General features: G+C 38.2%; 9 protein-coding genes. 5 read left to right on the top strand and 4 right to left on the bottom strand.

From position 1 onward, the window contains the following. Nucleotides 1-137: 137 nt before the first annotated feature. A complete protein-coding gene (locus HMPREF3279_RS04190) occupies nucleotides 138-2,156 on the bottom strand; it encodes a UDP-glucose:protein N-beta-glucosyltransferase (RefSeq protein WP_070868179.1) in 2,019 nt (672 codons plus the stop codon). Nucleotides 2,157-2,195: 39 nt separating this feature from the next. Further along, nucleotides 2,196-3,533, bottom strand: coding sequence for a 30S ribosomal protein S12 methylthiotransferase RimO (rimO, locus tag HMPREF3279_RS04195; RefSeq protein WP_070868180.1), 1,338 nt, complete (start codon nucleotides 3,531-3,533; stop codon nucleotides 2,196-2,198). Nucleotides 3,534-3,698: 165 nt separating this feature from the next. Here rimO and HMPREF3279_RS04200 point away from each other — a divergent pair, with 165 nt between their 5' ends. Continuing rightward, on the top strand, nucleotides 3,699-4,415 hold the full coding sequence (locus tag HMPREF3279_RS04200) for an MgtC/SapB family protein (RefSeq protein WP_014064479.1): 717 nt from the start codon (nucleotides 3,699-3,701) through the stop codon (nucleotides 4,413-4,415). A gap of 84 nt (nucleotides 4,416-4,499) precedes the next feature. After that, entirely contained in the window at nucleotides 4,500-7,082 is a 2,583-nt protein-coding gene (gene mutS, locus HMPREF3279_RS04205; protein WP_070868181.1) for a DNA mismatch repair protein MutS, read from the top strand. 59 nt (nucleotides 7,083-7,141) lie between these two features. Here the strand turns inward: mutS and glpX are convergent, their stop codons facing one another. Further along, entirely contained in the window at nucleotides 7,142-8,155 is a 1,014-nt protein-coding gene (gene glpX / locus HMPREF3279_RS04210; RefSeq protein WP_014064477.1) for a class II fructose-bisphosphatase, read from the bottom strand. A 143-nt stretch (nucleotides 8,156-8,298) separates the two neighbouring features. Between glpX and HMPREF3279_RS04215 the strand changes: the two genes are divergently transcribed. The 3 genes from HMPREF3279_RS04215 to mnmG all read left to right on the top strand — a co-directional run bounded on the left by HMPREF3279_RS04215 (nucleotide 8,299) and on the right by mnmG (nucleotide 11,326). Beyond that, on the top strand, nucleotides 8,299-8,517 hold the full coding sequence (locus HMPREF3279_RS04215; protein WP_049370030.1) for a cell division protein ZapB: 219 nt from the start codon (nucleotides 8,299-8,301) through the stop codon (nucleotides 8,515-8,517). 51 nt (nucleotides 8,518-8,568) lie between these two features. Further along, a complete protein-coding gene (gene mioC / locus HMPREF3279_RS04220) occupies nucleotides 8,569-9,006 on the top strand; it encodes an FMN-binding protein MioC (protein WP_070868182.1) in 438 nt (145 codons plus the stop codon). A 430-nt stretch (nucleotides 9,007-9,436) separates the two neighbouring features. After that, complete coding sequence (gene mnmG, locus HMPREF3279_RS04225) at nucleotides 9,437-11,326, top strand: tRNA uridine-5-carboxymethylaminomethyl(34) synthesis enzyme MnmG (RefSeq protein ID WP_070868183.1); 1,890 nt, start codon at nucleotides 9,437-9,439, stop codon at nucleotides 11,324-11,326. 56 nt (nucleotides 11,327-11,382) lie between these two features. Here mnmG and HMPREF3279_RS04230 read toward each other — a convergent pair whose 3' ends face one another. Next, nucleotides 11,383-11,793: a hypothetical protein gene (locus tag HMPREF3279_RS04230; RefSeq protein ID WP_083327167.1), complete on the bottom strand. Its 411-nt coding sequence runs from the start codon at nucleotides 11,791-11,793 to the stop codon at nucleotides 11,383-11,385. Nucleotides 11,794-11,906 lie beyond the last annotated feature (113 nt).

The following is an 11,906-nucleotide window of genomic DNA, read 5'->3' on the forward strand; positions in this document are numbered from 1 at the left end:
AATTTTTCCTTATTTTATGTTGTGTTGAATGGGTCTATTAATTACAGGCTTTACGCTACAAAATCAAGCTTTTTTAGAAAAAATGAGGCTTTGTTTAATTTTTCTCAATAAAAAATCCCCTTTCGGGGATTTATTGATTATTTATCTGCTTTTTTCGTGGTTTTCTTTACTGGTTTTTTCGGCTCAGATTTACCTTCAGATTTGACCGCACTTTTCTTTGTTGTGGTAGACTTGGTGGTCTTCTCTTTTGTGGTTGCGGATTTAGTTGCTTTTTTCTTTGGCTTTTCAGCTAAATTTGCCGCTTTCCACTCCTCAAATTTTTCAAGTAACACTTTACCCATTGGGCTTGGATCGCCTGTAAATAAAGTTTGTAAGCCGTTATTTTCAATAATATGACGGCGAAGTGCTAAACGTTCTTGATGGTTTTCTGCTAAACGAATTGCACGTTCAACATATTCATCTACCGTATTTGCAATTAACCATTCCGGTAAACCTAAACGTTTGAATAACCCTTCATCAATATGTTCATGCACTTCTGCACCGGTTTTACATACGCCCACTAAACCTAATGTCACCATATCAATAATGCCATTCGTGTTACCGAATGGGAATGGGTTTACCATCATATCGCAGTTATGCAAAATACGAAGATATTGATCATAAGGCGCATGTGGATAAGCTGTCGCATCATTGCCTAAATAAGATTTAATAAAACGCTCAACATAAGGATGTGTCACACCACTAGATTGACCTAATGCAAAGTGGAAATGCACTTTCACATTTGCACGATCACGAATGGCTTTTAATGCTGCCAAGAAATAGGGGTTAAGCTTCATTGTAGTTGAAGCAATACCAATATTCACCACTTCAGGATTTTCACGTAAACGATATTCTACGTGTTGTGGTGCAAGTGCTGAAGGCACATAAGGTAAGGCATCTTTCGGTAAACGCAATAATTGCTCACTGAAGCATTTTTCAGAACCCACATAATCATCTTCTACAATCACATATTCAATAAAATCAGAATGTGTCGTAGCTGGGTGACCTAAAGCAATCACTTGAACTAGTGCAAGGCGTGTATTGCTTGCAAAAATAGTGGTTAAATCCATCCCAATACTTGGCATATAAAGAACCGCAGCACCATTTTTTTCACAAATCTCTTTTAATTCATTCAATTTACCAAAAATATTATCGCCTTTTAATAAATGGAATTCATCAAACACCGCTTGACCTGCTGCATCTACAGCTTCATTACCCACACCAATTAAATGAAAACGCTCACGCGCAGCAATCATTGAGGTGGAATGCGTACGGTAAATTGAATGGGATGAATGGAAATGTTCCAATAATACGACCATAACTGGTTTGCCATCACGTTCACCTAATTTAGTGACATCGCGATCTGTCCATCCACCTTGCAATAAATGACGGCGAATAACTTGGTTTAATGCTTTTTTCACCCAGTGTTTATTTTCAGCAATATCGTAGCTGCAATGCATATACACATCATGTGAAATTGCACTCGGCACATTATTTAAGTTTTTAATCGTCGCTAATTTTTCAGGGAACCATTGTAAAAGCGTACCACGCTTAGAAAACGCTTGATCAGTACCGATAAAACGGGGTGATTGCAATGCAAAACAAAGTGATGCACATAATTCAGGGTCTAAATTCCATAAAGCATCAAGATTAACATTCACATTAGATTCTGGCAGATAGAAAATACAGAATTTAATTAATGATGATCTCGCATTATCTAAATGAAAATCGGATAAATTGGTTTTATCTGGATTGCGGTTATAAGTCTGCAACACATGATCCGCATTCACAAAAGGTGATGATGCAAAAATCATGTTAATCCAACGTTGTAAAGTAAAGAAACGCTGTGCCCCGCCTTCCGAAATATCTAATTTAGGATCAGAAAACAGCTCGCTCATTGCTACTGCTACACGGGTACAAAAATGCTTGATCTTCTCTTGTGCTAATTCATCATTTAATTGGCTAGGATAATCAATTTCAATGCCTTCAATGCCACCAAAATTAGTATCAATTTTGCTTAAAATGTCGAGCAATTCTACGCAAGCAGCTTCATAATTTTTTGCCGCAACTTCTTGTTCAAAACGGATAACACTTGGTTGTTTTTGTGTTTCTGCCATTTTTTAATTCCTTTGGTAAAAAATAAATAAGATTAATAATTAACAGGTTCCCCACAGATCGTATTCATCTGAATGGGTAATGGTTACTTTAATAAATTCACCCACTTTCACAGGCGTGCCACTTAGATTTTCAATATAAACTAAGCCATCAACTTCGGGTGCATCGGCTTTTGTACGGCCGATAATACCTTCGTCATCAATTTCATCCACAATTACATCAAGCGTTTGGCCAATTTTTTGTTTTAATCGTTCAGCCGAAATTTCTTGTTGTAACTGCATAAAGCGGTGGAAACGTTCTTCTTTTACATCTTCAGGCACTTGGCCAGCCATTTCAGTTGCAGGTGCGCCTTCTACTGGGCTAAATTTGAAACAGCCCACTCGATCAAGTTGTGCTTCTTTTAAGAAATCCAATAACATTTGGAAGTCTTCTTCTGTTTCACCCGGGAAACCTACGATAAAAGTTGAACGCAGCGTTAAATCTGGACAAATCTCACGCCATTGCTTGATACGCTCTAAAGTGCGGTCAATTTTTCCTGGTCTTTTCATTGCTTTTAAAATTTTCGGACTCGCATGTTGTAATGGAATATCCAAATAAGGCAACAATAAACCTTCCGCCATTAATGGAATTAAATCATCCACGTGCGGATAAGGATAAACGTAATGTAAACGTACCCAAATACCTAATTTACCAAGCTGTTTACACAAGGTCATTAAGTCATTTTTAATTGGCATACCATTCCAGAAAGCCGTTTTCACGCCACCTTCTTTGCGTTGTGTATCCATTGCATAAGCAGAAGTATCTTGTGAAACAACCAATAACTCTTTCACGCCTGCATCAGCAAGACGTTTTGCTTCATCCAATACTTGCGTGATAGAGCGGCTTTCTAAATCCCCACGTAATGAAGGGATTATACAGAATGTACAACGATGATCACAGCCTTCTGAGATTTTCAAATAAGCATAGTGTTTTGGTGTTAATTTCACCCCTTGTTTTGGTACAAGGCTGGTATAAGGATTATGCTCTGGTTTTGGTACGTATTTGTGCACTTGAGCCATTACCGTTTCATAACTGTGCGGACCGCTCACTTCTAAAACTTTCGGGTGAACTTGACGAATTTGATCTTCTTTCGCCCCCAAGCAGCCGGTCACAATCACACGTCCGTTTTCTTCCAACGCCTCTCCAATGGCTTCTAGGGATTCCTGTACAGCGCTATCAATAAAACCGCAAGTATTCACAATAACCAAGTCCACATTTTCATAACTTGGCACAATGTTATACCCGTCAGTACGTAATTCAGTCAGAATACGTTCAGAATCCACTAAATTTTTAGGACAACCTAAACTTACAAAGCCAATATTCGGCGTTGATTTTTGCATAAATTTATTCTCAGCTATCATCATCTTTCAAAACTTTAGATTTTACTCAATTTCAAGCCGAAAGGCGATAAATTAAAGGTAAATTGATTGTAAATTTGCCCATTAAAGTCCTTTTTTCAGGTAGAATAATGCCCGTTTTTTTATTTACTCATATTCATTATTAACATGGAAAATTCTTTTCTTTTTTCGACCGCTCTTGAACAGACGGCTTATTTACTTATCCTAGGGAAAATGCTACTCGCACTTGTACTTGGCGGGATTATTGGCTTAGAACGTGAACTTAAACACAAACCGGTTGGGGTCAAAACCTGTGCCATTATTGCGGTGACGACTTGTGTACTGACGATTGTCTCCATTCAAGCCGCAGAACATTATGCGCAAGTTTCAGATAATATCCGAACTGACCCTATGCGACTTGCCGCACAAGTAATCAGTGGCATCGGTTTCTTAGGTGCAGGGGTAATTTTGCACAAGAAAAATGATGCGATTTCAGGCTTAACCACAGCTGCCATTATTTGGGCAGCAGCGGCTATCGGTGTGGCAACAGGTGCAGGCTTTATTTTTGATGCGATTATTGCCACTTTAATGATTTTAATCGCTATCCGTATCAGCCCGATTGTGCAGCGTTATGTTCGTCGTAAAACCTATAAAAAACGTACTCGTTTAGCTATTCAACTGAGTTCTGCTAACGGCATCAGTAAAGTAACCGATTTATTGCTGAAACATGATTACCGCATTGAAAATATCTCAGTAAAAGACCAAGCTAGCGGCGAGGTTCGCTTGCAAGTCCGATGCTACAATATTGATAATGAAATGCTAAAAGATGTCTATACACTGTTAAAAACAGAAGATGAAGTACTGAGTGTGGATGTAGAAAATTAAAATCAGCTCAAAATAATACATTACTTCTATCGTAAAACCACTACTTGCTAGACAAAAAGTTAAATACCTAAACTGGATAACATCATGAATTTACAAGATAATTTCGAGCAGCATACGCCGATGATGCAGCAATATCTCAAGTTAAAAGCAGAAAATCCTGACATTTTGTTATTTTATCGAATGGGGGATTTTTATGAGCTTTTTTATGATGATGCAAAAAAAGCGGCAGCGTTGTTAGATATTTCTTTAACTAAACGTGGACAATCAGCAGGTAATCCCATTCCCATGGCGGGCGTGCCTTATCATGCGGTAGAAGGCTATTTAGCAAAATTAGTACAATTAGGTGAACCTGTAGCCATTTGTGAGCAAGTGGGTGATCCCGCCACATCAAAAGGACCGGTTGAGCGAAAAATTGTGCGAATTGTGACACCAGGTACAGTGAGTGATGAAGCCCTTTTACCAGAACGCCAAGACAACTTAATTGTGGCGGTTTATCAGGAAAAAGAAAAATTTGGTCTAGCCACATTAGACATGACATCTGGACGCTTCCAGCTTTGTGAACCTCATTCAAAAGAAGCCTTGCAAGCTGAATTACAGCGCATTAATCCCGTAGAATTACTTTATTGTGAAAATTTTGCCGAAATGGCCATTATCGAACCTTATAAAGGATTACGCCGTCGTCCTATTTGGGAATTTGAACTTAGTACGGCGATTTCAGAACTTAACCGTCAATTTGGTACGAAAGATTTACGTGCATTTGGTGTAGAAAAATCACCTCTTGGCTTGGCAGCAGCAGGCTGTTTATTGCAATATGCAAAAGAAACACAACGTGCTTCTCTGCCACACATTCAAAGCATCAGTGTCATTCAAAATAACGATAATATTCAATTAGATGCTGCAACACGCCGAAATTTAGAACTCACTCAAAACCTTGCTGGTGGCACAGAAAACACGCTGGCTTCGGTATTAGATAAATGTGTTACACCAATGGGTAGCCGTTTATTAAAACGTTGGATTCATCAACCTATCCGTCAAACAAACATTCTATTAAAACGCCAAAAAACGATTGGTGAAATTATTGAGCAAGACTTATATCACGAATTGCAGCCTTATTTGCAACAAGTAGGCGATATGGAACGTATTCTTGCCCGTGTAGCACTGCGTTCTGCACGTCCTCGCGATCTCACACGTTTACGTACTGCATTAGAACAAATTGAACCGATAAAATCGCTGATTCATACAAAAACATCATCAAATTTGACCGCACTTTCCGCGCAAATCGATGATTTTTCCGCGCAAATCGAGCTACTTCAAAAAGCAATTATTGAAACTCCTCCATTATTAATTCGCGATGGTGGCGTTATTGCTGAAGGCTATAATGCCGAATTAGATGAATGGCGAACCCTTTCAGCTGGTGCAACACAATATTTAGAAAATTTAGAACAACGCGAACGGGAAAGTACAGGTATTGATACCTTAAAAATTGGCTTTAATGCGGTGCATGGTTATTACATTCAAATTAGCCAAGGGCAAGCTCATAAAGCACCGATTCATTATGTTCGTCGTCAAACTTTAAAAAATGCCGAACGCTACATTATTCCTGAATTAAAAGAATATGAAGATAAGGTTTTAAAATCAAAAGGGGCGGCGCTTGCTTTAGAAAAGCAACTTTATGATGAATTATTTGATCTATTGTTGCCACATTTAGGTCAATTACAGTTAGCCAGCTTGGCATTGTCTGAATTGGATGTATTAGTTAATCTCGCAGAACGAGCAGAAACCTTAAATTATGTTGCACCACAATTTAGTGATGAAATAGGCGTAAAAATTGAAAATGGTCGCCATCCTGTCGTGGAACAAGTCTTAAAAGACCCCTTTATTGCTAACCCTGTGAATCTCAATCAGCAACGTCATTTATTGATTATTACTGGCCCCAATATGGGCGGTAAAAGTACCTATATGCGTCAAACAGCTTTAATTACGTTAATGGCCTATATAGGCAGCTTTGTGCCAGCTGATAGCGCGGTTATTGGGCAAATTGATCGTATTTTTACTCGAATTGGTGCCTCTGATGATTTAGCCTCTGGTCGTTCTACGTTTATGGTAGAAATGACCGAAATGGCGAATATTCTTCATCAAGCCACTTCACAAAGTTTAGTTCTGATTGATGAAATAGGACGAGGTACGTCTACTTATGATGGGCTTTCTTTAGCTTGGGCTTGTGCTGAATGGTTAGCGAAGAAAACTCGTTCACTTACGTTATTTGCGACCCATTATTTTGAACTCACTGCTCTGCCAGAACAAATTGAAGGCATTGCCAATATTCATTTAGATGCGTTAGAACATAACAATACCATCGCCTTTATGCACGCTGTTCAAGACGGTGCGGCAAGTAAAAGTTATGGTCTTGCTGTTGCAGCGCTGGCAGGTGTACCTCAATCGGTCATTAAACTGGCGAAGCAAAAATTACATCAGTTAGAAAAATTGTCGGCACAAAATGGTGATCAACAAATTCAACATTTAAGAGCTTTAAATCAATATCAAGGTGAATTGGCTTTTGAAGCGGAACCAGATGCTTTACGCGAAGCTATTGAGCAGCTTGATCCCGATGAATTAAGTCCAAAACAAGCCTTAGCTTATCTGTATCAATTGAAGAAAATGCTGTAAGAAATAAAAAAGAGCGGTCAAAAAATTCATTGTTTTTTATGACCGCTCTTTTATTTTCACTAATTTCTTAAAATCTCATAGATTTCAGAATCTTTTCTATCGAGATAATGGATGGATTGGATTTTACGAATGGTGCGTGATTTACCACGGATTAATAAAGTTTCTGTGGTGGCCAAGTTGCCACGGCGAGAAATCCCTTTAAGTAATTCACCGTGCGTAATTCCCGTTGCGGCAAAAACAAGGTTATCATCACGTACTAAATCTTCTAATTTTAAGATTTCATTGACCTTCACACCTAAGGCTTCACAACGTTGAACTTCTTCAGCGGCAATTTTACGGTTTTCTTCTGTATCGCCTTTCACTTCATTGCGTGGAATAAGACGAGCTTGCATATCTCCACCTAATGCGCGAATTGCAGCGGCAGCTGCCACACCTTCAGGTGCACCGCCAATACCATAAACCATATCCACTTCAGCATCCGGTAAGCAACATAAAACCGAAGCCGCAACATCACCATCTGGAATAGCCATCACACGAATACCTAGATTATGCATTTGCTTAATCACTTCATCATGACGCGGTTTAGCGAGTACCATTACTGTTAAATCTGATAAGGATTTACCTAAACGAGAAGCCACACGGCGAAGGTTTTGTTCAATTGGTAAACTTAAATCAATCATGCCTTTTACTTCAGGGCCTACAACTAATTTTTCCATATACATATCTGGCGCTTTTAAGAAAGTGCGTTTACCGCCAGCAGCTAATACTGAAATAGCATTTGATTGGCCCATTGCAGTCATTCTTGTGCCGTCAATCGGATCAACCGCAATAGAAACGAGCTCACCATTACCCGAGCCCACTTTTTCGCCAATATAAAGCATTGGTGCTTCGTCAATTTCCCCTTCACCAATCACAATTTCACCGTCCATATGGATTAAATTCAGCATATAACGCATGGCTTTGACTGCCGCCTCATCTGCCGCATTTTTATTACCACGTCCAAGCCAAGTATAAGCCGCTAATGCAGCTGCTTCGGTTACTCTTGAAAATTCAATAGCTAATGCACGATTCATTTTTCTCTCCCAATGCAAAAAGTCTCGTTATTTTATCACTAAGCAAACGTTTACATAATAAATTTTGACAAGAGGCTTTTAAAAATAGGATTAAGTCGGTAGAATAAAGCCGTTTCGGACTTATTTTAAAAAAGGAAATCACTATGTCTTTAGAAATTTTAGATCAGCTTGAAGAAAAAATTAGACAAGCAGTAGAAACCATTCAATTACTTCAACTTGAAGTAGAAGAATTAAAAGAACAAAAAAATCAATCTCAACAAGCGGTAGAAGCGTTGCAACATGAAAACGAGCAACTTAAAAATGAACACCGCAACTGGCAAGAACATATTCGTTCATTGTTGGGTAAATTCGACAACGTATAATGACTATAAAGGCTTAGAAAATCTAAGCCTTTTTTCTTATTAGGAAACAATATGAATATTTGCGTGATTTCAGGCAGCACATTAGGCGGCGCTGAATATGTAGCGGAACATTTAGAAGATGTGCTAAAAACACAAGATTTTTCTACCGCACTTTTCCACGGACCAGAACTTGATGATGTGATTGATGAAAATATTTGGTTGATTGTCACTTCAACACATGGTGCAGGTGAATTGCCTGATAATTTGAAACTACTCTTTGAACAAATTGCGGCATCAGATAAAGATTTCTCTTCCCTCCGCTTTGCCGTTGTAGGCTTAGGTAATTCAGATTACGATACATTCTGTCATGCCGTGAATAAAGTTGAAACACAATTAAGTGAAAAAAATGCGGTCAAAATTTGCGACAGTTTAAAAATCGATGTCTTGCATGTTGATGATCAAGAACAATTTGCTGAAGATTGGCTACCACAATTTATAAATGCACTTTAGTCATAATAAAGCGATAATTTGAGTTATCGCTTTTTCTTTATCTATTATCCAAAAAAAATCACCTGTGGATAACTTTAATAAAACCTGTCAAAAACGTGTTCTTTTCCACTGAGTAAATATGATAATTGTTTTAACTGTGGATAAAATTGAAGGTTATCCACAAGAAAAAGCCTTCAAACTGATGACATTTCAACACAGTCTAAAACGATCTAACTTATTCATTTAAAAAAGGAAAAGGATCTTATTAACAAGGTAAAAGGATCCTAATAGTAACAATAATAAGATCTTTATATATAAATAGATCTTATCTTTATTACCTCTCGATCTTATCTTATCACAGATTGAATTCTTGCTTTCAAGCACACGTAATTTTCAGTAGAATAGCGCCTATTTTTAGATCGAAGATCAAATTGAAGACGAAGAGAGAGATATGTTTTACACCGAAAATTATGATGTGATCGTTGTGGGTGGCGGTCATGCCGGTACAGAAGCCGCATTGGCTCCGGCACGGATGGGATTAAAAACCCTATTATTGACACATAATGTTGATACCCTTGGACAAATGTCATGTAACCCCGCTATTGGTGGTATTGGTAAAGGCCATTTAGTGAAAGAAGTAGATGCCATGGGCGGGTTAATGGCTCATGCTGCAGATAAGGCGGGGATTCAATTTCGTACTTTAAACAGCAGTAAAGGGCCTGCTGTACGTGCAACCCGAGCTCAAGCTGACCGCGTTTTATATCGCCAAGCCGTACGCATCACACTAGAAAATCAACCAAATTTAGATATTTTCCAACAAGAAGTAACTGATATTTTAATTGAGCAAGATCGCGTTTGTGGTGTGGAAACCAAAATGGGACTTAAATTCCGTGCTAAATCGGTGGTTTTAACAGCTGGTACTTTCTTAGCGGGTAAGATCCATATAGGTTTAGAACATTATGAAGGTGGCCGAGCTGGTGATCCGGCATCTGTTACACTTTCTCATCGTTTACGTGATCTGAATTTACGTGTAGATCGTTTAAAAACCGGTACACCACCGCGTATTGATGCACGCACGATAAATTTCGATATATTGACTAAACAACATGGTGATGAGGTGTTGCCTGTATTCTCTTTTATGGGATCAGTGGATGATCACCCTCAACAAATTCCTTGTTATATCACCCACACTAATGAACAAACCCATGAAGTGATCCGTAATAACTTGGATCGCAGTCCAATGTATACCGGTGTAATTGAAGGGATCGGCCCTCGTTATTGTCCATCCATTGAAGATAAAGTGATGCGTTTTGCGGATCGTAATTCACATCAAATTTATTTGGAACCGGAAGGATTAACCAGTAATGAAGTGTATCCAAACGGGATCTCTACTAGTTTGCCGTTTGACGTACAAATGGGTATTGTGAATTCTATGAAAGGTTTGGAAAAAGCTCGCATCATTAAACCAGGTTATGCCATTGAATATGATTATTTTGATCCACGTGACTTAAAACCAACGTTAGAAACTAAATCGATTTCGGGTTTATTCTTTGCGGGTCAAATTAACGGTACAACCGGTTATGAAGAAGCAGCAGCACAAGGCTTATTGGCTGGGATTAACGCAGGTCTTTATGTACAAGAGAAAGAGGCATGGTATCCACGCCGCGATCAATCTTATACTGGCGTATTGGTGGATGACCTTTGTACGCTTGGTACCAAAGAACCGTATCGCGTATTTACTTCTCGTGCGGAATACCGTTTGTTATTACGTGAAGACAATGCGGACATTCGTTTAACGCCAATTGCCCATGAATTAGGTTTGATTAATGAGGCTCGTTGGGCTCGCTTCAATCAAAAAATGGAAAATATCGAACAGGAACGCCAACGCTTACGCAGCATTTGGTTGCATCCGCGTTCTGAATATTTAGAAGAAGCGAATAAAGTGCTTGGCAGCCCACTTGTGCGTGAAGCCAGCGGTGAAGATTTATTGCGCCGTCCTGAAATGACCTACGATATTTTAACTTCTTTAACGCCATACAAACCGGCAATGGAAGACCGAGAAGCCGTAGAACAAGTAGAAATTGCTATTAAGTATCAAGGCTATATTGAGCATCAACAAGAAGAAATTGAGAAACAAAAACGCCACGAAAATACGGCAATTCCAGCTAACTTTGATTACAGCAAAGTGTCTGGTTTATCTAATGAAGTACGTGCGAAGTTGGAACAGCATCGTCCAGTTTCCATTGGCCAAGCCAGCCGAATTTCAGGTGTTACCCCTGCGGCAATTTCAATTATTCTGGTGAATTTGAAAAAACAAGGGATGCTTAAACGCGGCGAATAATGTTTAAAAATGAAAAGTGCGGTTAAAACTAACCGCACTTTTTTATTAAGTGTGGTTTATAAATCAAATTTTATAAATGGAAAGAAATCTTTAAATTTTTTGACTAAGTTAGGATTTTTTCTTAATGCATCTAATGCTTTCTTTTTAGAAACAGGCTCAAATATATCCATATTTCTTTTTATAGCAATACCAGTCAATGCATCAGATAAACGCCCTTCAATTCCATAAGGTGTAAAACCTATATATTCATAAATGTTATATTTTCCATCCCAATCAACAATTTCCCAGATGTATGATGGTAAATCTTCAACTTTGCTATTTAAAATGACATAGTCAATCCAGGATTTAAATTCATCTAGAGTAATAGCTTGAGAATACATGCAAGATATAGCAAATCCTATATCCTCACCATTATCTTCTCTAGTTAATTTAAAATTTTTATTATTCATTTTTATTTTATCTAACATTTATTTAATCGAACTCATTATGCACATAAAGAATAAATAGCTGCAACAAATTAATACATAAATGCCATTTAAAAAGGTGCGATAATAACCGCACCTTGTTTTAGTCAAATGTT

The organism is Haemophilus sp. HMSC71H05 (assembly GCF_001838635.1).
GTDB lineage: Bacteria > Pseudomonadota > Gammaproteobacteria > Enterobacterales > Pasteurellaceae > Haemophilus_D > Haemophilus_D parainfluenzae_R.